Annotated in this window: 23 protein-coding genes and 1 tRNA gene; 18 read left to right on the top strand and 6 right to left on the bottom strand. The window is 49.2% G+C overall.

The window, feature by feature from the left end; all coding sequences use genetic code 11:
• Window positions 1-757 precede the first annotated feature (757 nt).
• Both mazG and pgsA read left to right on the top strand, forming a co-directional pair.
• Entirely contained in the window at window positions 758-1,549 is a 792-nt protein-coding gene (gene mazG, locus Ga0123462_RS05420; RefSeq protein WP_100265365.1) for a nucleoside triphosphate pyrophosphohydrolase, read from the top strand.
• 131 nt (window positions 1,550-1,680) lie between these two features.
• A complete protein-coding gene (gene pgsA / locus Ga0123462_RS05415) occupies window positions 1,681-2,265 on the top strand; it encodes a CDP-diacylglycerol--glycerol-3-phosphate 3-phosphatidyltransferase (protein ID WP_100265364.1) in 585 nt (194 codons plus the stop codon).
• On the opposite strand, the gene Ga0123462_RS05410 is transcribed toward pgsA, so the two are convergent.
• Window positions 2,237-3,418 carry an iron-containing alcohol dehydrogenase gene (locus Ga0123462_RS05410; protein WP_100266503.1) on the bottom strand — a complete coding sequence of 394 codons (1,182 nt, stop codon included), beginning with the start codon at window positions 3,416-3,418 and terminating at the stop codon, window positions 2,237-2,239. The genes pgsA and Ga0123462_RS05410 overlap by 29 nt on opposite strands.
• A gap of 245 nt (window positions 3,419-3,663) precedes the next feature.
• Here Ga0123462_RS05410 and Ga0123462_RS05405 point away from each other — a divergent pair, with 245 nt between their 5' ends.
• The 4 genes from Ga0123462_RS05405 (at window position 3,664) to Ga0123462_RS05390 (ending at window position 7,314) form a co-directional block, all read left to right on the top strand.
• Entirely contained in the window at window positions 3,664-4,773 is a 1,110-nt protein-coding gene (locus tag Ga0123462_RS05405; protein ID WP_100265363.1) for a Fic family protein, read from the top strand.
• Between the two features lie 277 nt (window positions 4,774-5,050).
• Window positions 5,051-5,923: an ATP-binding cassette domain-containing protein gene (locus tag Ga0123462_RS05400; protein ID WP_100265362.1), complete on the top strand. Its 873-nt coding sequence runs from the start codon at window positions 5,051-5,053 to the stop codon at window positions 5,921-5,923.
• Window positions 5,920-6,618: a GTP-binding protein gene (locus Ga0123462_RS05395; RefSeq protein ID WP_100265361.1), complete on the top strand. Its 699-nt coding sequence runs from the start codon at window positions 5,920-5,922 to the stop codon at window positions 6,616-6,618. Before Ga0123462_RS05400 ends, Ga0123462_RS05395 begins: the two co-directional genes overlap by 4 nt.
• A 3-nt stretch (window positions 6,619-6,621) precedes the next feature.
• Entirely contained in the window at window positions 6,622-7,314 is a 693-nt protein-coding gene (locus tag Ga0123462_RS05390) for a (Fe-S)-binding protein (protein WP_100265360.1), read from the top strand.
• A gap of 179 nt (window positions 7,315-7,493) precedes the next feature.
• Here Ga0123462_RS05390 and Ga0123462_RS05385 read toward each other — a convergent pair.
• The 3 genes from Ga0123462_RS05385 to Ga0123462_RS05375 all read right to left on the bottom strand — a co-directional run bounded on the left by Ga0123462_RS05385 (window position 7,494) and on the right by Ga0123462_RS05375 (window position 9,402).
• Window positions 7,494-7,570, bottom strand: a tRNA-Glu gene (locus Ga0123462_RS05385).
• A gap of 64 nt (window positions 7,571-7,634) precedes the next feature.
• Window positions 7,635-8,441, bottom strand: coding sequence for a hypothetical protein (locus Ga0123462_RS05380; protein ID WP_198507405.1), 807 nt, complete (start codon window positions 8,439-8,441; stop codon window positions 7,635-7,637).
• 76 nt (window positions 8,442-8,517) lie between these two features.
• Window positions 8,518-9,402, bottom strand: coding sequence for a cation diffusion facilitator family transporter (locus Ga0123462_RS05375; protein WP_100265359.1), 885 nt, complete (start codon window positions 9,400-9,402; stop codon window positions 8,518-8,520).
• Between the two features lie 429 nt (window positions 9,403-9,831).
• Between Ga0123462_RS05375 and Ga0123462_RS05370 the strand changes: the two genes are divergently transcribed.
• Entirely contained in the window at window positions 9,832-11,181 is a 1,350-nt protein-coding gene (locus tag Ga0123462_RS05370; RefSeq protein ID WP_100265358.1) for an OmpA family protein, read from the top strand.
• Between the two features lie 91 nt (window positions 11,182-11,272).
• Here the strand turns inward: Ga0123462_RS05370 and Ga0123462_RS05365 are convergent, their stop codons facing one another.
• On the bottom strand, window positions 11,273-11,809 hold the full coding sequence (locus Ga0123462_RS05365) for a YajG family lipoprotein (protein WP_100265357.1): 537 nt from the start codon (window positions 11,807-11,809) through the stop codon (window positions 11,273-11,275).
• A 337-nt stretch (window positions 11,810-12,146) separates the two neighbouring features.
• On the opposite strand from Ga0123462_RS05365, the gene Ga0123462_RS05360 reads away from it, so the two are divergent.
• The 6 genes from Ga0123462_RS05360 to hemN all read left to right on the top strand — a co-directional run bounded on the left by Ga0123462_RS05360 (window position 12,147) and on the right by hemN (window position 17,897).
• Entirely contained in the window at window positions 12,147-12,722 is a 576-nt protein-coding gene (locus Ga0123462_RS05360; RefSeq protein ID WP_100265356.1) for a superoxide dismutase, read from the top strand.
• Window positions 12,723-12,957: 235 nt separating this feature from the next.
• Window positions 12,958-14,253: a CCA tRNA nucleotidyltransferase gene (locus Ga0123462_RS05355; RefSeq protein WP_232726667.1), complete on the top strand. Its 1,296-nt coding sequence runs from the start codon at window positions 12,958-12,960 to the stop codon at window positions 14,251-14,253.
• A gap of 100 nt (window positions 14,254-14,353) precedes the next feature.
• Complete coding sequence (locus tag Ga0123462_RS05350; RefSeq protein WP_100265354.1) at window positions 14,354-15,094, top strand: hypothetical protein; 741 nt, start codon at window positions 14,354-14,356, stop codon at window positions 15,092-15,094.
• 101 nt (window positions 15,095-15,195) lie between these two features.
• A complete protein-coding gene (locus tag Ga0123462_RS05345; protein ID WP_100265353.1) occupies window positions 15,196-15,495 on the top strand; it encodes a c-type cytochrome in 300 nt (99 codons plus the stop codon).
• A gap of 159 nt (window positions 15,496-15,654) precedes the next feature.
• Complete coding sequence (locus Ga0123462_RS05340) at window positions 15,655-16,476, top strand: cytochrome c (protein WP_100265352.1); 822 nt, start codon at window positions 15,655-15,657, stop codon at window positions 16,474-16,476.
• Entirely contained in the window at window positions 16,476-17,897 is a 1,422-nt protein-coding gene (gene hemN, locus Ga0123462_RS05335; RefSeq protein WP_100265351.1) for an oxygen-independent coproporphyrinogen III oxidase, read from the top strand. The genes Ga0123462_RS05340 and hemN overlap by 1 nt, the downstream gene beginning before the upstream one ends.
• Before the next feature lie 54 nt (window positions 17,898-17,951).
• Here hemN and thiO read toward each other — a convergent pair whose 3' ends face one another.
• Complete coding sequence (gene thiO, locus Ga0123462_RS05330) at window positions 17,952-19,118, bottom strand: glycine oxidase ThiO (protein ID WP_232726665.1); 1,167 nt, start codon at window positions 19,116-19,118, stop codon at window positions 17,952-17,954.
• Between the two features lie 68 nt (window positions 19,119-19,186).
• On the opposite strand from thiO, the gene hpnC reads away from it, so the two are divergent.
• The 5 genes from hpnC to ruvC all read left to right on the top strand — a co-directional run bounded on the left by hpnC (window position 19,187) and on the right by ruvC (window position 23,825).
• On the top strand, window positions 19,187-20,095 hold the full coding sequence (gene hpnC, locus Ga0123462_RS05325) for a squalene synthase HpnC (protein ID WP_100265350.1): 909 nt from the start codon (window positions 19,187-19,189) through the stop codon (window positions 20,093-20,095).
• Entirely contained in the window at window positions 20,092-20,967 is an 876-nt protein-coding gene (hpnD, locus tag Ga0123462_RS05320; RefSeq protein WP_100265349.1) for a presqualene diphosphate synthase HpnD, read from the top strand. The genes hpnC and hpnD overlap by 4 nt, the downstream gene beginning before the upstream one ends.
• Complete coding sequence (locus Ga0123462_RS05315; protein WP_100265348.1) at window positions 20,918-22,225, top strand: hydroxysqualene dehydroxylase; 1,308 nt, start codon at window positions 20,918-20,920, stop codon at window positions 22,223-22,225. Before hpnD ends, Ga0123462_RS05315 begins: the two co-directional genes overlap by 50 nt.
• A 302-nt stretch (window positions 22,226-22,527) precedes the next feature.
• Window positions 22,528-23,181 carry a 2-polyprenyl-3-methyl-6-methoxy-1,4-benzoquinone monooxygenase gene (gene coq7, locus Ga0123462_RS05310; RefSeq protein ID WP_232726663.1) on the top strand — a complete coding sequence of 218 codons (654 nt, stop codon included), beginning with the start codon at window positions 22,528-22,530 and terminating at the stop codon, window positions 23,179-23,181.
• Window positions 23,182-23,336: 155 nt separating this feature from the next.
• The gene (gene ruvC, locus Ga0123462_RS05305; protein WP_100265346.1) at window positions 23,337-23,825 is read left to right on the top strand and encodes a crossover junction endodeoxyribonuclease RuvC; all 489 of its coding nucleotides are present in this window, start codon (window positions 23,337-23,339) and stop codon (window positions 23,823-23,825) included.
• Window positions 23,826-23,953 lie beyond the last annotated feature (128 nt).

Here is a 23,953-nt window from a genome sequence, read left to right as displayed (position 1 = left end):
ATGCATCAACAGTAGTGGCAATCAATCAGGCTGATTGGCCTGTTCTTCCTTATATTCGGGATCATTCCTTTGTTCTTGTTTCTGCGGATCCGGTAGCGGAATATAGATACTCACACCCGGAACCGGACTAACACTGACACCACAACCGGTTACAAGGCCCCCAAAAATCGTTAACGTCATAACAGTCAGAATTAGTCTCATAGATCCTCGCTCGGCCAATTAAACAAATGCCAATGCTAACCCTTAATGAATATGGCTCCAATGGTTTGATGGCACTTGTAAGGATCTCAACAAACGACTTGAATTGCCATATGAAAAACAGGGTGCGTTACTGCCATTATTGCGACAGAAGAACCGCACATAAGCCTCGAGTAGGAATCGGCTCCTGGTTACTAGTTATTTTAACGCTTGGTCTTTGGGCGATTGTCATCAAGTTGTTTTACAGAAACCGTTGTTCCGGATGCGGCCTGACACGGAAACAGGCCAATAAGATTGCGTTCCCGGCAGAGTACTGGGCACCAGTGGTTATGCTGCTGTTTGTTCTGTTCTTTTTGATCATCATGGCTGCGTCTTTGTGATTGGCTTGGGCGCTGCTGAATCGATCTACGCTTTTTTACTTTCCCACACATCCTGTTAAAGTTTATACAGCGCAAGAGGGGATGATTCGACAGCCATCGGTTTCCGTCTTATCCGACCTCCTGTCTAATATTACAGAACGTCGCATAATGGATATTATGTAAAGTTATGGAGAGAGCAAGTGCCAGAGCGGATTAGAGGCAAAGATAATTATTACGATAAGTTATATGCCCTGATGAAGGTTTTGCGTGAAGAGTGCCCATGGGATAAAGAGCAAACCCTGCTCTCGCTTCGTCGCTACACGCTCGAAGAAGTTCATGAGGTACTCGAAGCCATTGAGCTCGCCGAATCTGATAACAACTGGCAACCGCTTAAAGCTGAACTGGGCGACCTTCTTATTCAGGTTCTGTTCTATTCCCGGATCGCTGAAGAAGCTGGCGAGTTTAATCTGGCCGATGTAATCGATGCCCTGATCGATAAGATGATTTACCGTCATCCACACGTGTTCGATAAAGCAGATCCTGATGATTTGACTGACCAATGGAACAGGCTCAAGGATGCCGAGCATAAAGGTCGCAAGAGCCTGATGGATGAAATTCCTCCTCTTCCCGCACTGAAATATGCCCAAAAACAGCAGCAGAGAGCTGCCAGAGTCGGTTTTGACTGGGTCAAGGCAACCGATGTGCTGGCAAAAATGCGTGAAGAGCTCGAGGAGCTTGAGCATGAGGTTACCCATCATGGTGATTTGAAACGTATTGAGGATGAGTTTGGCGATGTGTTGTTTACGCTGACCAATCTTGCCCGCAAGCTAAACCTTGATGCTGAGCTCTGCCTTATGAGCACCAACAGAAAGTTTGCCGAGAGATTCAAGACCATGGAGCTCCTTGCCGATCAAAAAGGAATCTCACTTGATGAGCTTGATATTGATCAACAGGAAACGTTGTACCAAGAAGCAAAAAAGCTTCTGATTTAAGCAGTTAGGACAGTTACAACAATGTAAAACTGGCTTCTATTGACTCTTTGATAACAGATAAATACACATTATTTTCCGGTTATTTAGAATGAATACTTTACGACACAAGAACAACGGTAATACTTAACATCATGCAATGGACAATATCGAACCAACTCACCTTTGGCCGCGTGGCAATTATTCCGGTTTTTATAGTGGTATTTTATCTTCCGGGTGAGCTTAGCTACTGGCTGTCCTCCCTGCTGTTTGTTCTCGCCGCTATAACAGACTGGCTCGATGGTTATCTTGCACGTACTCGCGGTGAGGTAACCGCGTTTGGTCGTTTCCTTGATCCGGTTGCCGATAAACTCCTTGTTGCTGCTGCTCTTGTCCTGCTTGTTTCTGAAGATATGGCTCCGGCCATTCTTGCTGTAATCATTATTGGCCGTGAAATTGCCATTGGCGCGTTACGCGAGTGGCTTGCTGAGCACGCAACGGTGGTGCATGTGTCATGGATTGGTAAATGGAAAACCGCCCTTCAAATGATTGCCATCTCCGCCCTGCTTCTGCACGTTGAGGTCACAGGCGTCTCCATGCATGACGTTGGCCTCTCGCTATTGTGGGTTGCCGCAGCCTTAACCCTCTGGTCGGGGTACGATTACATGAAAGATGCATGGCCTGAATTGATGAGTCGACCGGAAGAAGCTGTTAAAGCCGAGAGCGAAGAAGCTCCATAATCTCCGATTCCTCCAGCTTAATTGGATTGGTGGCCATGCTGCCACTGCTGATATTGGCAATAATCCTGGAGAAATCCCCTTCTTCAACGCCGTAATCAGAGAGCCTTGGCATTGCCAGCTTCACAGTCCACTCTTCCAGAATAGATAACAGGGCATCTCTTGCCTGGTTGTCTGATATGTTGGAACTGTTGCAGAGCAACCGCCCTACTTCTGCGTACCTGAACAACGCTCTGTTGTTTGGATCGCGCTTATGCATCGCTTCAATATTGATGCGCACCGCATGGAACAGCAGTGATCCACACACCTCACCATGCGGCATTGGAAAAAAAGCACCCAGTGGCGATGCCAGACCATGTACCGAACCGAGTCCGGCATTGGCCAGGGTAAGACCAGAGATTGAGGAGGCGTAAAGCATGCCTGCCCTCGCATCAATATTTTCGCCATTCTCAACGGCTGTCAGAAGCGAATCTCTGATCTGTTCAAGGCCACTTAAAGCCAGAGCATCGGTCATAGGTGATGCATTGCTTGAAACGTAGGATTCTAACAGTTGTGTAAATGCATCCATGCCGCAGGAGGCGGTCACCTTTTTCGGACAACTGAGCGTCAATTCAGGATCGAGAATAATATGCCTGGCAACCAACGACTCATCCCGGAAGGATTTCTTATATCCATCAGCCCCTACAATCGACAGCACGGCATTTTTGCTTGTCTCACCACCTGTTCCTGCTGTTGTTGGAAGTGCAATAAATGGTGTCGAAGGCCCTTTAAATGCCTTGCCACGCCCTACCCCTTCCAGATACTCCATGACCGAGTCCCCGCTTGGAAGTAGCCCTGCTATAGCCTTGGCGGCATCGACTACGCTTCCGCCCCCAATGGCTACAACGGCATCGGGATTCCAGCTTCGATGCTCTGCAACCGTATCATCTACCAGTTGCGGAGAAGGCTCTCCGCTCACTCTTACCCGGCGTAATTCAAACCCGGATTGCAGCTGCCGCCACAGTTCATCGCACATTACTGACTCATCGAATGATCTGCCACCGGTCACCAACAGAATTCGAGACCCATAAACTTGTGCAATATCAGCAAGTTTTATGCGCATACCGGCGCCGAATTGAATGTGTGGAGTCGAAGCAAAACTAAACGGGAAAATCATTGCTGTAACATAGCAGAGAGGCCACTTTGCGGCCATATCCCTGTATCAAAATATCATGTGCAAAGAAAAAGGGATGCCTTTCGGCATCCCTTAAGATTGGCGCCCCCAAGGTATGTAAACACCAGTTGGAGTTGTGAAATATTTGTGTTTTCTTCAACTGTTTTTATTTGAGGTGAGTTATACTCGACAGATATATAGCTCATATTTCATTGATATATGAGCTATAAGATGCCATTGTATGCCTCATGATATGGAATTGGCAGCAAAAAGAATGGCCTGAATTTGAATATGAGGCACATCAACTAATGCCCAAAGAAGAAGCTTTTCTGCTTGAAGAAGGCAAGCTTCTGGGCGCACTTAAACATTTTAGTGACAGTGAAAAATCTGAACTGACAGTTGAACTTATCAGTAACGAGGCTTTGAAAAGCTCGGAAATTGAAGGTGAATACCTGAATCGGGAAAGCCTGCAATCATCAATCAGAAAAAACTTTGGTCTATCGACAAACAAGCAAGCACCCTCCCCTCCTGCAGAGCAGGGAATGGCAGAAATGATGATTGCCCTTTACTGTGATTATGATTGCCCTCTTACGCATGAAGAAATATTTAGTTGGCATGCAAAGCTAATGATGGGACGTAGAGATATACATGATGTCGGCATCTATCGTACTGGAGAAGATCCGATGCAGGTAATTTCCGGATCCATCCATAAACCAAAAGTCCATTTTGAAGCGCCGCCATCATCTGAACTACGTGAAGAGATGGAGGGCTATATCCAATGGTTTAACGATTCGTCTCCGAATGGAAAGCATCCCTTGCCAGCATTAACCCGTTCAGGTCTGGCACACCTGTACTTTGTAACCATTCATCCTTTTGAAGATGGTAATGGGCGCATTGGCAGAGCTTTAAGTGAAAAGGCTCTATCGCAAGCATTAAAGCAACCGTCATTGATTGCATTGTCTCAGATTATTGAGAGGCAAAAGAAAGAATACTATGCTCAGTTAAATAAACATAACCATACTCTGCACGTTACTTCATGGTTATCTTATTTTGCTGAAACAATTTTGGAGGCAAACAGATACTCGCAAAACCTTATTGAGTTTCTAATAAATAAGGCAAAGCTGTATGACCGCATTCATGGGCAGATCAATGAAAGACAGGGAATGGTGCTTGCTCGCATGTTTAAAGAAGGGCCCGAAGGGTTTACAGGCGGCCTATCTGCAGAGAATTATATTAAGATAGCGAAGACATCGCGAGCAACTGCTACACGAGACCTGCAAAAACTTCTCGAGCTTGGCGCACTTTTTCGGACGGGAACACTTAAAGGAACCCGTTATTGGTTAAAGCTGAGTGAGTGATATTGATTCAATAAAAGGATTGTAGTGCGCTGAAAAACAAGGTTTTTTCTATACCTGTCAGAAAATAAAAAAACCCCAGCTATGGAAAACCATAACTGGGGTTGTCTGGCGTGCCGTAGGGGATAAATCTGGGCACTATTGGAATGAGGTTGTTCTTATTAATTAATGAATGACTACTTCCGGCCAAATGCATCGATAATCAGCATGGGGTACCGATCACTTAACCATCTCCCACCCCAAAATATTTAGGCTATACTAAACATAGGAAGGTGAGTCTATGTCAGGCATTTTTCCATTCTCACGAAATAATGAGCCGTCGAGCTTAACTCTCGAAGATGTTCATAGTGTTACTCTTCTGGGGGGGCATGGAAAGGTTGGACAGAAAGAGACTGTAACTGAGGTTAAGTTCGAAATGGGCAACGTAGTTAGCATTGTTGGTCCTACTGGCTCTGGTAAAACAGCCCTAATTAATGACATCGAACTATTCGCTAATGCCAATACGCCCACCGGCAGGCGGATGCTTATCAATGGCGCCACACCTCCAGAAGAACTTATGGATGATCCCTCCAAAAATCCAATTGCTTTGATTACGCAGCACACTAATTTCCTCTCGGATCTGCCTGTGGATGTTTTTTTACGTATGCATGCAAAAATAAGAAGGGCACATGAACATGAAACCATTGTTGAGGAGACTCTGGATTTTGCTAACCAGCTAACAGGTGAACCGATTATTCAGGAAAACTCAATGACCGAACTCTCTGGCGGTCAAACTCGTGCGCTATTGATTGCTGACGCTGTAATTATTGGCAATTCACCTATTTTATTACTAGATGAAATCGAAAATGCCGGAATTCACCGAGGTCGAGCTTTGGAGTTGCTGAGGAACTACCAGAAGATTTTTGTCTTCGTAACCCACGATCCACGCATTGCGTTGCTATCCGATTTTAGAATCGTGATGTCGCGGGGAGCTATGGAAAAAATTATTTATCCCGATGAGGAAGAGGCTATTATAATTGATAGGATCGGTAAGCTGGATGACCTTATGTTACGTTTTAGAAAGCGGCTGTGGGAGGGGGAGCGTCTTAGCGAAAAAAATCTGGGCGGTGATTTGAGTGCATTACTCTCAAGCAGTAAGGAGACATTGTCATGAAACTCATTATCTGCGCCGGCCCCCCGACCTGTGGCAAGACCACAGTTTTAAAACAGGTTACGAATAAGCTTCTCGCACAAGGCCGAAGAGTCGCTTACTTGAAAGAAGATGTGCAATTTGCCGAAGAAGCAACGATGTTCAGCGAGGAGTTCGGCATTCCTAGTAAGGCGGCTTATTCCGGTGAGATCTGTCCTGATCACAGCCACGTATTGATTCTAAAGGAAGCTGTTGAATGGGCAGAGAAAAACCAGGCGGATATCTTTATCGTTGAAACTGCTGGATTATGTCTACGCTGTGCCCCATATGTCGAAGGTGGATTCGCCATATGCGTACTGGAAGTGACCAGTGGTATGAACCTACCACGCAAAATCGGACCGATGTTAACACTGGCAGATATCGCTGTGGTAACTAAAATTGATCTGGTATCGCAAGCGGAGAGAGAAGTCTTTCGCATGAATCTTACTGAAGTGGCTCCAATTCCTGTTATTGAAACTGATGCCCTACATGGAATCAATATTGATCGCATCGTTCGCGAAGTCGAGAAGTCACCAGAGATCAAACAACCCATGGTCTTGAGGGGTAACCCCCCATTGGCCGTCTGCACAATCTGTGCGGGCAAAAAGGAGATCGGTTGGGAAAATCATTTCGGTGTAGTCCGAACATTGGAGTCCGACCCCTTTTATCAAGGGGAGTGATCTATGGCTGTTCTCATTGAATTACTCGATATCCTGGAACGTGGTGAGGTGACTGATGCTAAAGAGTTATCCCGACTTCTTCCTGGTAAAAACTGTGGCATGTGTGGCTTTAAAAGTTGCGAAGACTTGGCCGAACATGCGCTCACTGACCCAGAAATCATTAAACGCTGCATCCATTTGATTGAACATGAAATTGAACTAGCGCAGCCGATACGGAGGATGGAGACACCAACGTGGAAAGACATCCTTGATCGGGAGTATGACTTCATTTTGGATCAATTTGACGATGACCCGGGGCCCCGTGAGCACATTCTGTTGGGCAATCCTGCTAATATGGAAAAACTAAAGATAAAAAAGGGTGACATACTCTTTGGGAGACCTGCCATGGGTGTAGGCTGTCCTGTAACACATTGTGGCGTTGTGATGGAGGAACCAGACTATTTTAACGGTGCGCTGGTTTGGTGCATTACCGGACCTATGGGTGCAAGAGAGAGTGGGCGTGAGATTGGATTTTATCATATTCTGGCCTATGAAGGCATGGTTATACAAAGCCAAAGAAAAATTGAGTATGGTCGCCGTTACAACTTTCTTCCCCGATACTGCATGTTACAAGCCCGTCACTCTGGACTTATTAATATGATGATTAAAACTGAACAAGGTTATCGTGTGCGACTGGAAGGAATTAGTTTGGGATAATTCAAGCATATTGAACGCTTCTATGGCCCTTGATTGTTCTACTGCTTGGCAGGCAGTTTACTTCACATGGAAGAAACTATTACAAGGACATTCCCCTGCCTACCCAAAGCTCACCAATGCAAATTCACAACAAAAAAGGAGCTGCATTTCTGCAACCCCTTTATTTTATTGCCTTAATTTGGCGTCCCCAAGGGGATTCGAACCCCTGTTGCCGCCGTGAAAGGGCGGTGTCCTAGGCCGACTAGACGATAGGGACTTGTTGGACGCGGCGAAGATTAACGAACGGTTTTTTCTCGTCAATCAAAATATGATGTTTAATTTCATCTTCCGTATCTATAGGTCGAACAAACGACTCGCTGTGCGTGGTCGATCTCTAGCAGAACATCTGCAAGTTCTGGCAGATGCTCCATGCTATGACGCGTCAGCCGTTCATAGTGTTGAATAAACCTTATCAGTTGCTGTGTATTCATCCCATCATTCTGCCTATCAATGAAGGTTCTACGCTCCTGAGCGCTTCGCCATTTTACAACACAATCAAATCCTGGGGGTTGGAGGAAAATCAGGTGATCAATCATATCAAACAGCTTCTGATACTGCTTTGACAGGAGGTCATTTACCGCCCTCCTCCACACCCCATCTTTGTCCTCCTGAGCCTCCAGGCTGTTCATTGGTTCAACCAGTTCATCCTGAGTCTGAGGAGGCGTTGAAACGCACCACCCTTCAAACAGGATAAAATCGACAGGGGCCCTGCAATACGTCCACTGGTCTACGGGCAAACGATCATCAATTCCCTTATCGAAGCGAGGGATGGCTACCTCTCCCTTCCAGCTTTTCAGCCTGTTGATAGTCTCGATACCCAAATCAACATCATGAGTACCCGGAACCCCTCGCGTTTTAAACAGGGGATGCACAGATTCTGACAGTTTTTGTCGTTCAAGATGCGTCAGATATAGATCATCAATGGAGAGAACTGCTACACGATATCCGCTCTCCCGAAGAATGATCGACAATATTCCGGCGATCGTCGATTTGCCGCTACCCTGGGCGCCGTTAATGCCGATCACGAGTGACTTTTCCTGTTTCCGCGAGGCAATCCAATCAGCCAATGGCAGTAAATGCTCGCGCACAATATTATAATAGGTCTCCGGCAGGTGCTCCTGCCTGATATATGCGTTCAGGGCCTCACCAAGGGCTGCACCCTTCTCAGTGATTACAGGGCTCACAGCAGTGATGGTTGCAGGACTCATCAGCCGATTCAGGCTGCAAGGTAACATGTTCGACCCCCGCTTCCTGCAATCCTCTTTGAAGGGCTGCCAGCGTTTGATCCCAGTGCAAAAGATTCTCCACAACAACGTGGGCAGAGAGTGCCCGTCCACCATCTGGCAGCTTCCAAACATGGACATGATGGGTGCTGTCTACCCCTTCTGTTCCACACATAATATTTTCAAGCCTCTGAAGGTCGACATCAGAAGGTGCAGCCGCCATCAACTCAGCTGTTGTTTCGCGGAGAAGGTTCCAACCTCCCCATGCAAGAATACCTGCCACCAGAAATGAGAGGATCGGATCGATCGGCATCCAGCCACTAAAAAAGATGACGAAACCGGCAACTATTGCTGCCACCGAGCCAAGCGCATCGCCGAGCACATGCCAGTATGCCGCACGCGTATTGATATCATGTTCGCCGTGCAGCCATTTAAGGATCACCAGATTGACCACGAGTCCTGCAAAGCCCACGGCAATGACAATCCAGCCACGAACTTCAGGAGGATCAATCAATCGACCAAACGCTTCCCATACAATCCAGCCACTCAGAAACCAGAGCGCGACACCGTTAGCCTGCGCAGCCAGCACTCTTGCCCGTCCGTAACCGTAAGTCATACCGCTGTGTGCAGGCCTCATAGCCAGGCGACCTGCAAACGCAGCCAATCCCAGTGCCACCACATCGGAACTCATGTGCACTGCATCTGCCAGAAGTGCCAGGGAATTGGATATCCAGCCTCCCGCAAACTCGACAACAGCAAAGAGAGCCGTCAGTCCCAGCGCCATATCCAGATGATGATGATGAGAATGCCCGTGGTGACCAGACATTACTCCTCCCTTTCCAATGCAGTACTCATCACTAAATCATTCTGGTTTCGCCCGAACATTTCAACCATTGGAAAATGATGCATTTCCGTCCGGGTGTTCGGAATCGTTATTTGGGTTGCTTATCTGGAGCAGGAAACCCATCACAAGGGGATGCATACCTGCGTAATCTTGAAATAAGAAACGGTGAAGCGAGCAGCGAGACAACAATTACGGCAACGGCAAGCTGATAATCGGCCTGTGTAATTACAGCCGAGGAGACTCCTATAGCTGCCAGATGCCACCTATTCTCCGTTACGCTCTATATTTAGGACGAATGCCTCCCAGGAATGGTCACACTTACAATGCGATCCATATTGGGCTATAACCAATTGTTACCTTTTGCTAATGCGATGCGTCTGATTGGATATCAACTCAATGAAGGAGAGAATCATGCAAAGAAAATATGTTCTAAACGCAATAGTCGCAGCCCTGCTGCTGTTACCTGTCAGCGTGGGGGCTGATGAATTCAGTTCTCTGCTAGAGGAAGCCGATGCGGTGCGGGCAGAGGAATTTTCCCCTGCTGCATATGCGGCAACCAAAGATGCAGTACGGAAACGTTGGATAGATGAGGCGCAAATTCAGGCAAAGCGTGCTATCGCTAACAGTCTGACAGTCAGCAACAGGTTCTCAAAGCTGGTCGAGTCGCGCGACCGTATGCATGTATCGGGTGCAGTAGATGCACGCAGGGACCTTGCCGAACGTGCTGAAGAGGCTTTCAGCCGTGTAGTCGCGGCAGTAGAAAGCGACGACCTTACACGAGCCAATAAAGAGGCCGAGATGGCAGCGCTGTTGACCCGTCAGGCTGAAATCGTTGCGGCTCGTGAACAGCTGACACGTCCTACCTCCAAAATGCTTGCAGAAGCCCGCAAGCATGATGGAAACCGTTTTGCGCCAGAAAACTTCAAAAAAGCCGATGAGGGCATGAAGAAAGTGGATCGTCTGGTCAGCAGCAATCCGGCAGCCCGTGGCCAGCTGGTAAATGAGAGCCAGAACAGCCTTAAAATGGCAGAGCAGTCGAAAGAGATCGGCATGATGGGCAACCAGATGAAGAAAAACCCGGGCATGCTTGAGAAGTGGGTTGTTTCACGAGACAATGATCTTCATGCCATTGCTGCAGCTATTGGGATAAATATTGATGGCGCCAAGTCACGCGAAGATCAGGCTGCCATGATTCGCAAAGCCATTGAGCAGATGCTGAACGGATATGAAACACAGCTTGCAGATGCACACAAGAAGATTGATGAGCTTGAGGGCAACAGTGCTGAGCTTGGAGAGGCACGCTATAGGCTCAAACTGAAACGTGAGGCTGAAGCTAAAATTGCGCAGCTTGCCTCGCTGTTTGATGCCTCACAGGTTGAGTTGTTCCTGACAACCGATGCAGATGTGATTATTCGCATGAAGGCGATGAAATTCCCAAGTGGAAGTTCGATTATTCCATCCGCATCTTATGACCTTCTCGAGCTTGCCAGCCGGGCAATTGATCTGTTCCCGGACCGTGTTGTCCATGTTGAAGGACATACCGATTCAATAGGCAATGATGCTTACAACCAGGGTCTATCCGAGCGCCGTGCCCTGACAGTCAAGGACTACCTTGATGCCCGCTACGCTGAAAACAACAGGAGTATCACATCAGCAGGCCTGGGCGAGGATCGGCCTATTGCCAACAATGAGAAAGCTGAAGGGCGTCAGAAAAATCGTCGAATCGACATCGTGTTAGTCGCTCCGCCAATGAAAAACTGAGTCAGGTTACGCCTAACTCAGAACAGAAAAAGGTGATGCGAAACCGCATCACCTTTTTTCTTGCTCGGAAATCTCTGGAGATATCGAGATTTTACTTATTCAGGTCTGAAAGCGCCGCATCAGCTGCGGTAGCCAGAGCACGACCAATCATCTCTCCGCTTTTTTCATCAGATGGTTTCCAGGCGAATTCATCCTCAACTGCCGCTTTATAAGTCCGGGTTGCATTCGAGTTGTTTGCCTTTGCCTCCAAAGCCACCCCGACCTTCACATTACTTTTCACCATCTCTTTTACGCTATGATAACGGACAGTGCGAATTTGAATAAGCAGCCCGCCGACCAGTTCAGCAGAGTACGGAACAACGGTGTATCCAGCCTGTTTCAGTGAAGAAACCATGTAGGCATAAAGTGATGATGCGACGTCAGATGATGCAACCAGTGCTACTCCATCCACGCTCTTTCCAAACACCTTGCCTTCTCTGGCATCTTCAACCCATATCGCCACTTCTCCGCTGCCATGTTCAATCATTGAGCCACTTTTCGGATAGGTAATATCCAGACTGATCTCATCAGCATGTGCAAAACATGGCACAACAAGCATCACCAGCATTAACATAATCTGTTTTTTCATAAAATAATCCTCATCAATATCAGTAATTTATACAAAAAACCTCATGAGAAATATTTCAAAAAGATCATGAGGGGAAATCCGATCTGGTTTATTTCATTGAACGTATCAGGAGATAGATAGCAAAGCCACACCTGTATTTAAAGAACGCTATCCGCATCAGATAATCGCTGCATCTTCAGGGTAACTCTCTTCGTTATCTCACTCTGGTTCCATTTCTAACTGGAATGTAACAACCAATTCCTTCATTTATATGGGGTTGCGTCCGGCTGTGGCAAAGGACTACAATAGAATAGTACGAGAGAAACCTTCTCTTAAATGAACGAACAGGAGTAATGCCATGCCCTTTGAACTGCCTGAACTGCCTTATGCCCGGAACGCACTCGAGCCGCATATTTCTGCGGAAACGCTCGATTATCACTACGGCAAACATCACAATGCATATGTCACCAATCTGAATAACCTGATTGCAGGAACAGGGCATGAGAATAGCTCTCTGGAAGAGATCATACGCAGCTCAACCGGTCCCCTGTTCAATAATGCCGCCCAGGTCTGGAACCACACCTTCTACTGGAACTGCCTCTCACCTCAGGGAGGCGGCGAACCTTCAGGCGAACTTGGCGATGCTATCAACAGGACATTTGGCTCATTTGGCGCATTCAAGGAGAAGTTCACTGCATCAGCAGCAACCAACTTTGGGTCAGGCTGGACATGGCTGGTGAAGAATGAAGACGGAACCATTGAGATCGTTAACACCAGCAACGCAGGCAATCCTTTGACCAACGGCCAGAAGCCGCTGCTAACCTGCGATGTCTGGGAGCACGCCTACTACATCGACTACCGTAATGCCCGGCCCTCCTATCTGGAGGCATTCTGGCATTTAGTAAACTGGAATTTTGCAGACAATAACCTATAAATATCAGATACTTATAAATTCACATTAAAGTTGTACTCTTCCGTTAATCTGCTTGAGCCGGGCAATTTGTCCGGCTCTGCATTGATCAATCCTTGCCATTGCCATATCTCGAACGTGGAATAGGCACATGACGGATCAACCCGAAAGCAAAATCATATTAAATGTCCCATCCCTGCCAGAGCCACTGCTCACACTTTGTAGTAAAGTCGCTGATGCAGGAGGACGCGGGTGGCTTGTGGGCGGCTCTGTTCGTGACATGCTGCTCGGCCTTTCTCCCAAGGACTTTGATCTTGAGGTCTACGGCCTTCCAGCAGAAAGGCTTGAGCTCCTGCTTAACAAGCTTGGGCGAACTGAAACAGTAGGCAGACAATTCGGCATCCTGAAATTCTGGTCGAACAATATTGAAGTTGATGTGGCCCTTCCCCGTACTGAGCGCAAAACAGCCGGCGGCCATTGCGGTTTTGCAGTGCAGACCGACCCCCTTCTCTCTCCTGAAAAAGCCAGTATGCGCCGTGATTTTACCATCAATGCGATGATGTTTGACCCCCTGACTTCGCAAATTCTCGATTTCCATGATGGTAAAAGCGATCTCGATAAAGGCATTCTGAGACATGTCAGCCCTGCATTTGCCGAGGATCCGCTACGACCCTTACGCGCCATGCAATTTGCCGCACGTTTCAGACTGACACTGGACAAGGAGACAGCAGAACTTTGTAAAGCCCTGCTTGCTGAAGCGAAGAATCTCCCCCCCTCCCGTATCTGGGATGAGTGGAAGAAGTGGGCGCTTTCGCCGTATCCCTCATATGGCCTTGTGGCGCTGGCTGAAAGCGGCTGGCTTACCTGTTATCCCGAACTGGAAGCAATGATAGGCTGTGATCAGGAGCCGCACTGGCATCCAGAGGGTGATGTCTGGAAACACACACTGCAGGTGGTCGACCAGGCCGCCACCCTTTGCCATAGAAGAGGCTTGAACAACAAGACTCGCAAACTTCTCCTGCTTGCTGCGCTCTGTCACGATGTGGGCAAGCCGGAAACCTCTTTTGTGAATGACCGGGGGCGCATCAGCTCTCCGGGACATGCCGATGCCGGCGTTCCTATTTCCAAGGCGTTTCTGCAGAAGATATCAGCTCCCGCCAAACTCATAGAACTGATTCTGCCGCTGGTAAAGGAGCATATAACCCACCTGCACGGAAAACCTACTGAGCGCGCTATCCGAAGACTTGCCGCTCGACTGGAGCCGGCAAATATAGAACTGTGGGAGATGCTCGTTGAAGCTGATGCTTCAGGACGATTCCCTGCACCCACATCTCGCCCCGCCCATGGATGGCTTCAGTTGGCAAAGGAGATGCGGCATGAACATAGTAAACCAGAGCCGCTTCTAACTGGAAAAACGCTTATCGGATTCGGTCTGGATCCGGGCCCTGAAATGGGCGACATACTCAAAGAGGCCTATCAGGCACAGCTTGACGGAGAGATTGTAGATCACGCCTCTGCATTAGGCTGGTATCGGGATTTTATTTCTTCCAAGTAATACCCAAGGATAATTATCAACTATTTGATTTTATTGCTGTTTCATTGACGATTTTGTTCCTCACGCTATAATGCCGTTGCAATTGAAATAAGGAGCTCACATGCCCCATTACCGTCGTTTTTCCGACGCATCTGTCAGTGAAAAAATTCTTGATACCATGTTCCTGATTACCATTGGACTCGGCTATCTGTTTGCCCTTGCCCACACCTTTTTCTCTCATGAGGGTCGCGATGGACAACCAGGCCTCTCAGTAGAGGATGTAAAAATCGCCTACTACGGAGAACATCAGCAGACCCGTCTCGGTGCCGCACTGAATGGTGCCATGGCGGGCAACCTCGATAATGATGAGCAGAAACAGGTCATTGTCGACTGGATTGAGGATGGCACCGACAAGGCTCGGTTCGAGGTCGATGTTGCTCCGATCCTGAACAGCAACTGTATTGCCTGCCACTCTGCAGAATCCGGCATGGGGCTACCCGCTCTTACCAGTTATGAAGAGGTTAAAAAGCTCACTCATGCCGACACAGGCGCATCTGTCCAGAGCCTGGTTCGCGTATCCCATATTCATCTCTTTGGCATCGCCTTCATTCTCTTCTTCGTAGGCCGTATTTTCATTCTTTGTGAGATGCCGGTATTGACCAAGCGTATCACAGTTGCTGTCCCGTTCTTGGCAATTCTGATTGACATCCTCTCCTGGTATATCACCAAAGCGATCCCTGGTTTTGCATTTGTCGTGGTAATTGCCGGTGGACTGATGGGCATTTCGTTGACCATTCAGATTCTGGTTTCACTCTATCAAATGTGGCTCTATAAACCCAAGGTGGAACCGATTGAGATGTAAGACGGTGTAATGTTTGAGCAGTTATGTGTAAACATTGCGCTTACAGACAGTGTTAAAAGCAAATAAAATCCTCCCATAGTGGAGAAACAAGGAGAACCCCCATGAAAAAAACAATCGTAATGATGATGGCTGCAGCCTTCTTCGGTCTTACTGCCCAGTCTGCACTGGCTTCTGACATTGATGCCGAAAAGATCTTTAATGGCAAATGCAAGATGTGCCACAAGATTGACAGCAAAAAAATGGGCCCTGCCGTCAAGCTCATGAACCCTGACGAGGCAGTCTTGAAAGCCACTATCACCGATGGTCGCAAAATGATGCCTGCATACGGCAAGAAACTCACTGGTGAAGAGATCGATGCACTGGTTGCATTTATCAAGGGCCACCAGGGCGCCGCCGAGTAACAAGCTAATATCAAAAGCCCCGCAGTTGCGGGGCTTTAAAATCAGCTGGCAGAAGATGTCAGGGCCGGGATATATCCGGCCAGAAATTTGCAAAGCTAACCCTTGCGCTAAGAATCCGTGTGGTAAATAGTTAGCACTTCACACGGGAGGATACTACTTATGGATTTTAAACGACTCACAGGGGTTACACTGGCCCTTCTGATTATGCCTTTCTCAGCTTCGGCAGATGATAGCCTGAATGGCAAAGCGTTATATGAGGCCAATTGTTCGGCCTGTCATGGTACAGATGGTACCGCAACGGAATTTGGCAAATCCCTGAAGCCGTTCCCTGCTCGCGATCACAAAGCACTTGCGGGCCTGGTAGAGCGGGATGAGCTGCGTCGCATTATCACTTATGGTATTAATGGCACCGACATGACCCCTAAGAAATACGATCTCGACGGTCTTCAGATCGAAGCTGTGATCGATTACATGCAGACATTCAGCTATAAGCCTAATCTGGCTAATGGTAAGACCCGCTTTGAGGCTGTCTGTGCAAGTTGCCACGGCATCGACGGCCGCGCCCAGACAGGCATGGGTGCCAAGAACCTCGTGTATTCGGAACTGACACTGCAGGAGATGGCACACACCATGCGTTATGGTCGCCCCGGCACCAAGATGACCAGCAAACGTCACCAGTTGAGCAATGAAGACATTGCAGATGTGGCGAATTATGCCTATTCATTGCGCTATAAAGCTGACGCAGCCAAGGGAAAGACTCTCTATGCCAATAACTGCGCCTCCTGCCATACCACTCCGTCAGAGATCAAAATGACCGGCAATGCAGCTTCCAAGACTCAGCTCTCCAATCTGAGTGATCGCCTGCTTGATCTGCGTATCCGCCATGGCCGCCATGTTGACCGTGCAGGCAAACATGTCGCCAAGCTCTCTGCTGATGATATTCAGGACATTATCGCCCATATGAGGAAGAGTACAAAATAATGACGTTTAACTCCGAGAGAGGCGCCTCCCAATTGGGGGGCGCTGATCTTTTTGATCTGGAAATTATCAAAAAGTATGACAAGGCAGGGCCTCGCTATACCTCCTACCCTACAGCACCAATGTTCCATACCGGCATTGGGGCCAAAGAGTATGTGAAGACGCTTGGGGATGTTGCAGGTGATAATGCCCCGCTGTCGCTTTACATTCACATCCCGTTCTGTAACACCGTCTGTTACTACTGTGGCTGCAGCAAGATTGTCACCAAGCAATATGACCGGGCAGCCCCCTATCTGGAGCTGCTGCTCAAAGAGATCGACATGGTTGCCGATGCAATGGGAAACACAAAGCGACCGGTCACCCAGCTTCACTTTGGCGGCGGTACTCCGACTTTCATGAGCAACGACCAGATGCGCGTGATCATGAGCAAACTTCGCGAGCGTTTTAACTTTGTACCCACCAAAGAGGGTGAGTTCAGCATTGAGATTGATCCGCGCGAATGCGATGAAAATACTGTCCGCGTACTGCAGGAGATCGGTCTGAACCGTATGAGCATGGGCGTGCAGGATTTCGATCCGATCGTTCAGAAGTCGGTCAACCGCATTCAGAGCAAAGAAGAGACGCTTAGAGTTCTTAATGAAGCCCGCAACCACGGCTTTGAGTCGATGAACATCGACCTGATGTACGGCCTTCCACACCAGACTGTCGAGACATTTGATGCCACGCTAAACACTATTATTGAGTTCAGCCCGGATCGTATTGCACTGTTCAACTATGCACACCTGCCGCACATGTTCATGCCACAGCGGCGTATCGATGAGGCATCGCTCCCCTCACCTCAGGAGAAACTGAACATCCTCGAGCACAGCATCAATAAGCTGCTCGATGCCGGTTATGTATTTATTGGCATGGATCACTTCGCCAAGCCTGAAGATGAACTCACCATCGCCCAGCAGGAGGGCAAACTCTACCGTAACTTCCAGGGCTACAGCACTCAGGCCGATTGTGACCTGATCGGCTTTGGCGTCACCTCCATCGGTTATGTCGGCGGCGGCTTCTTCCAGAATGCCAAAGAAATGGACGGTTATGCAGATGCCATTGAAAAGGGCGAATTCCCTGTGTTCCGCGGTTATATCCTCTCCGAAGAGGATCATCTTCGCCGCCAGGTGATTATGCGTCTTATGTGCGATTTTGCACTTGATTACAGTCAGTTCGAGAGCGAATTCGGCATCAATTTCAAGGAGCACTTTGCCGATGGCATTGCCGACCTCTCAGACATGGCAGCTGACAACCTGGTTGAGTTGCGCGATGATGGCCTGACAGTCCTGCCTGCAGGACGCCTTTTAATCCGCAACGTCGCCATGGTATTCGATGAGTATTTGCAGAAGAAGAAAGAAGGAACCAGCTTCTCTAAAACGATCTGATTACCGCTCGACCAACTACAAGGCCAGGCATTTGCCTGGCCTTTTTGTTTGCACCTACGTGTTCGGAAAACCTACGAGTTCACTATTGCTTGCTCTCCGGTCAACACGGAAATCGGAGAGATCCATTGATGGAGCTTCGCCCATAATCCAGCGACTCATAATATCTGCTGTTCCGGGAGCAAGGGCGACACCATTACGATAGTGGCCGGTTGCAACCCAGAGGCCTGGGTGGCCCTCTACAGGGCCGAGATACGGCATGCCGTCGGGGCTGCCGGGACGGAACCCCATCCACTGCTCAACAATCCGTGCATCCTTCAGGCCCGGTGTGATGCGATATGTTGCATCCAAAAGTTTATTTACAACTGGCTCAGTGGTTCCGGCCTTAAATCCGACGCGCTCCATGCTGGCACCAACCAGGATATGACCATCAATACGAGGCACCAGATATACATCGTCATGTTTGATAATGTGCTTTACCCTGCCCGGCTCATCCTTAAGCAGCACAATCTGCCCTTTTACCGGCTCTACAGGCAGCTCCAGACCGATCTGGCGCGCCAGATCACCACTCCAGCTGCCTGCTGCCAGCAGCACGGCATCCACGTCAACAGATCCGCCATCTGCAATTTTTACCGATGAAACATCACCCTGCCTGTTTTTGCCGACACCGATCACCTCGGCATGTTCACGGATCTGAACATGGGTATTTTCCAGGGCTTTCCTGACTGCTGCCAGCAGACGCGGATTGCGCACCTGCCCCACTTCAGGCCACAGCAGTGCGCCACCAACCTGTTTGCTCATGGTCGGCTCGTGTTCACAGCACTGATTCGAGTCGAGCTCTTCAACCTTCCAGCCAAAGCGCTTGGACCATGCCAGCGCATCCTCTCCATGATGAATGCGGTCATCTGCAAACATCGGAATTAACAGCCCTGATCTGCACCACTCGGTCTTCAGGCCACTTAACTCTTCCAGCATGGCATTCATGGCAGAAAACATGGAAAGACTGCTATCAACCAGTTGGGTAAAGCTGTCCGGGTAGAGCCACGGGTGAATCGGACAGAGAATACCGGCACCTGCCCAGCTCGATTCGCGGCCGCTGGCTCCCTTCTCAAATATGGTGGGAACTGCGCCAAGGCGTTTCAGGTAAAGAGCTGTCAGGCAACCGATAATACCGCCTCCGACGACCGCTACCCGTTTACCATCAGCCTGTTTAAAACCGGTCACAAGACTCTCCCTGGATAAATTACTGTAATGCGCTTGCGGAATGGCTGCTGCGCCGCCAACATGCCGCCATGCAGGCATCAACCGGCCAGCCAATGCAACTAGCGCAAGCTTATCAACATTGCCTGGATATCGCACGAAACCACTATGAGAACTTTCCTACAGCATCCCGACTGCTGAAAGCTGATCTGCGCCCGGCTGTAGCCGCCATCTACGCATTTGCCCGCCATGCCGATGATCTTGCCGATGAGGGGGATGCGTTACCGGAAACGAGGATCAAGCAGCTCGATGCCTGGGAAATCCTGCTCGAGCGTTGCGAAACCGGTGAGGTGGTTGACCATCCCGTTTTCATGGCCTTGAGTGATGCCATCACAAAACATCACCTTCCCATCGAAGAGCTCCACAACCTGCTAATCGCATTTCGCATGGATGTGACACTGCATGCCTATGCAACCTTTGATGAGTTACGCTTTTACTGCAAACACTCGGCCAACCCGGTAGGCAGACTGATGCTTGCACTGCATGGTATCCACGACTCAGAAGCACAACGCTGCTCTGACAATATCTGCACTGCGCTTCAATTGATCAATTTCTGGCAGGATCTGAGTATCGACCTTCCCCGCGGACGCTGCTATCTGCCGCAAACCTGGTTGCAGGAGAACGGCATTGAGAGCCAGCAGATGCTTGATGGCACAGTTTCCGTTGAATCGCTGCGCCCAGTGCTTATGCAGGCGCTATTGAAAACCGGTGAGCTTCTAGAGAACGGTGTTCCTCTTCTAAACCGCCTGCCATTCCGCTTGCGTCTGCAGATTGCATCTACGATACATGGTGGCCGTCGCATGCTAAGCAAGGTTGAAAATCTGGATAACCCTCTGCAGCAGCGAGCATCACTCTCGGCCCAGGACTGGCGAGGTATGATGCTACCGGTTCTGAAAGACACACTCTTCCCTTCATTTGCGCAAAAACGAGAGACTGCATGACCCCTGAACAGTACTGCCGCAACAGAACCCGTGGTTCAGGCTCATCCTTTTTCTACGCCTTTCTCTTTCTTCCCGAGGATCAGCGGCGAGCCATCATGGCGCTCTATGCCTTCTGCAGGGAAGTGGACGATATCGCCGATGAGGTAAAAGAGCAGGAGGTCGCCCTTTCCAAACTCGCCTTCTGGCGCGAAGAGGTATCGCAAGCGTTCAAAGGCAAACCCCAGCACCCTGTAGGCAAGGAACTGGCCTGGGCACGTAGCAACTTTTCCATCAACGAGGAGCTGCTGGTGGAGATTATCGACGGCATGCTGATGGATGTCATGCGCAAACCGATCCTTAAGCGCGCGGACCTGTCGCTCTATGCTTATCGCGTTGCCGGTGCAGTGGGCCTGTTGAGCATAGAGGTGTTCGGATACCGTAACCGTAAAAGCCGTGATTTTGCGACCTCGCTGGGTGAAGCGCTTCAGCTGACAAATATTCTCAGGGATGTAGCCGAAGATGCGCGCATTGGTCGCATCTACTTTCCGCAAGAGGATCGGATCCGGCTTCGTGTCAGCGACCAGGACTTCAAGGATGGGAATATGAGTGATGGCATGCGACAGCTGCTGCATGAATATGCAGATCGGGCTGAATGCGCGTATCAGGATGCACTCGCCAAACTCAGTGATGAAGATCGGGAAAGTCTGCGCCCCTCCATCCTGATGGGCACGATCTACTACACCTACCTTCAGCGGCTGCGCGAAATCGACTTCGATGTATGGCACCGGCCGGTTCAGGTGCTACCTCTTCGGAAAATATGGACGGCGTGGAAAACCTGGCGATATGAGAGCATGGCTGCCAAAAAAGGCATGCCGCTCAAGCTGGAGTTCTAAGATTCAGGGTAAACAGGTTGCTGTAATCGGAGCCGGATTATGCGGTCTGACTGCTGCTATTCGACTGGCTGAGTCTGGAGTCGCAGTCACTCTCTTTGAGGCTGCGCCGCAACCGGGTGGCAGAACCCGCTCTTTCATCGACAAAACGACCGGTGAGCTTTGCGATAATGGCCCCCACCTCCTGACAGGCGCTTATGAAGCTACACAGAAGCTTCTAAGCGACTGTGGCGCTGCAAAGCATGTCACATGGCAGTCATCGCTTGAGCTGCCGCTGTGGGACAATAAAAGGGATCGTTTTATACTCAGGCCCGCTCCTTGGATGCCGCTCTCTCTGGCTCTGCTTGTTGCAATCAAAGGTGTGCCAGGTCATGGCTGGAGTTCGGCACTGGCAATGCTGCGACTTGCAAGTGCACTGAAGCGTGAGGATCATGGTCTAAAGTCTGTCGCCGATCTGATCAGCCACTGCAATATCCCTTCACTGCTTGTTACCGACATGCTGGAGCCAATATGCCTAGGCACCATGAACGAAGGTCTTGCAACGGCCAACGCAGCCACCTTTAAACGCGTATTAAGAGAGTGCTTTGCATCCCATAAGGCGGCAAGGCTCGGCTGGTTCAATGATCCGCTACAACAGGCGCTGATCGAACCGCTTGCAACGAGAGCACTTCAACTTGGCGTAATAATCAGGACAGGCTGTCGTATTCATCGTGTAAAGGATCAGGGTGAATCTCTGTTGGTTGATGAAATGATGTTCGATGCAGCAGTGATTGCACTCCCCTCTTATGCAGCTGCCAACCTTTTCGAAAACGAAAGAATCTGTGAAACACACTGCATTACCAATATTCACCTCTGGTACGAGAACCATGTCGGGCTTCCTGAGCCCTTGATCGGCGGCATTGGTACAACAGGTCAGTGGTTCTTCGATATATCTGCTCAGATGGGGCAGCAAGGCTCATCTTCCAGACACCTTTGCGCCGTCATTAGCGCTGATGAATTAGATATCGGGGATAAGGAACTTGTTGCGTTAATTAATCGGGAAATCGGCCAAATCACCGGAGAACAGCAACAGCCATTCCATCACCGCATCGTTCGTGAAAAACGTGCGACCGTGCTGGTACGGGATAATCAGAGTCGTTACGAGTCAAAGCGGATTATTGATGCCACCGAGGCCCCTGGCCCCGGCGATCTGCCTGCCACCATTGAGTTTGCGGTGCAAAGGGGTGATAAAGCAGCCTCCGATACCCTTAAGGCTCTCTGATAATTCGATTTATCCACTTATGAGCCCTGATTTCAGATAATCTTCACCTACTCCACGCTCCTCCTGTTTTTTGCAACAAATTTCCTGTAAACTATTGTTATATATAGACTATCTTGAATGCCTAATATTTGTGCATAGCAGGGTGGTGTCACGCCAGTGTAATAAATGGCGGTACTAAGCACTGTTTTCAACAAAGTTATCCACAGCATCTGTGGACAGAACCCAAAGGGGTTGAAAACAAAGGCGTGAAGCCGCCGATATCCATTCTTGCACTAAGGAATAGCTGTTTTATGATTGCAGTCATGAGCAAATCATTTCGTAACCCAACCGCTGCAGATCGTATCATCGGAGAAGTTGACAGGGCCTTGAACAACATCTTCTGCAAGCAACCCACATCACGGATATATCCGGCATCACAGGTTTCAGAAGAGGAGAAACCTCTGACTGCAGAGCAGAAACGTCTTGCTGCAGGCCTGATGCGCGTGAACCACTCTGGTGAAATGGCTGCACAGGCGCTCTATCAGGGCCAGAGCCTGACCGCTCGTGATCCCAAGCTGGTTGAAAAACTACGCCATGCTTCAATTGAGGAGAGTGATCACCTCAACTGGTGTCGAAACAGGCTTGAGGAGCTGGGGGAACGCCCTTCCCTGCTTGATCCGCTCTGGTATGCCGGATCTTTTGCAATCGGCATGGCTGCAGGCATAGCCGGTGATCGCTGGAACCTTGGCTTTTTAGCCGAAACAGAACATCAGGTTGTTCGCCATCTCGACAGCCATCTCGAGCGCCTCCCTGCAAATGACACCCGCAGCCGTGCCATTGTTGAACAGATGAAGATTGATGAGCAGGGTCATGCTGAACTGGCTGAAGACCTGGGAGCAGCGGATCTTCCGGAACCTGCCAAGCAAATGATGAAGCTTACATCCAAAGTGATGACCACCCTGGCTGAAAAGATCTGATTTTTTATCACCTTGCACTAAGTTTATTTATTGATCTGCTGTGACGATCTACCCCTAAGCTGTTATGGTTCGATTGGAAATGGTGAAGGGGTAAGCAACCATATGGCAGTACTCATGAAATGGTTCAGAAACGATGATGAGGCTTTATCGTCCCAGTGAGAATACTCGGTGTTGATCCAGGATCACAGAAAACAGGCGTGGGCATTATCGATGTGCAAGGCAACCGCATTCGCCATGTACACCATGCCATGATTCGAACCGGCAAAGGTGAATTTGATGAACGACTTCATATTCTGTTTTCCGGCCTTTGCACGATTATCGATCAGTTTAATCCGGAGTGTGCGGCTATTGAGGATGTGTTTGTCTCCAAAAATGTCAGCTCTGCGCTGAAACTTGGCCAGGCACGCGGTGCGCTTGTCGCCGCATGCGGACATTATGGCCTGCGCGTAACCCCCTACTCACCCACCAAGGTTAAACAGGCGGTGGTCGGCTTCGGCCGTGCCGAAAAAGATCAGGTCGGCCACATGATTCGTATGCTGCTGCATCCACCTGAGCCGTGTCCTGAAGATGCAGCAGATGCCCTTGCAGTGGCCATCTGCCATGCGCATCATACCCCCATGCAAAAATTGGCAGGAAAACAGTGATATTTGTGAAGCAAAAAATCTGCACGCTCTGGGTGAGTACCCAAATCAAGACATTGATTCGCGAGGAATGCAATCATCGCGGTCTCGCATTCCGAGCAGCAATATTGCCCGGAATGGAAATATTGCGG

It is taken from the genome of Mariprofundus ferrinatatus, assembly GCF_002795825.1.
Taxonomy (GTDB): Bacteria; Pseudomonadota; Zetaproteobacteria; order Mariprofundales; family Mariprofundaceae; genus Mariprofundus; species Mariprofundus ferrinatatus.
Note: the sequence above shows the minus strand (reverse complement) of the source record. Positions and strands in the feature narration are given on the sequence as shown.